Source organism: Dellaglioa sp. CoH-55-MRSF-8 (assembly GCF_056782195.1).
The window spans coordinates 1-253 of record NZ_JBXAYH010000231.1 but is presented as its reverse complement, the minus strand read 5'-3'; the positions used below and the strand labels follow the sequence as shown (position 1 = coordinate 253).

The following is a 253-nucleotide window of genomic DNA, read 5'->3' as shown; positions in this document are numbered from 1 at the left end:
GGAGGAGGGAAAGAGAGAAGGGGAAAGGAAGAGAGGAGAGGAGAAGAAAGAAGAAAAAAGGGAAAGGAGAGGGAGGGGGAGGAGAGGAGAGGGAAAAAGGGGAGGGGAAGAAGAGAGAAAAAGGGGAAGGAGGGGAGGGAAAGGGGAAAAAAGGAGGGAGGAAAAGGAGGAAAAGGAAAGAAGAAGGAGGAGAGGAGGGGAGGAAGGAAGGAAGAAAGAAAAGGAAAGGAGGAGGGAAGAGGGAATTTACAAT

At 50.2% G+C, this 253-nt stretch carries 1 protein-coding gene; it reads left to right on the top strand.

The genetic code is table 11. The features are described from left to right. On the top strand, positions 1-253 hold a 253-nt coding region (locus AC1RPW_RS08575; protein ID WP_481769541.1), incomplete at both ends, for a hypothetical protein.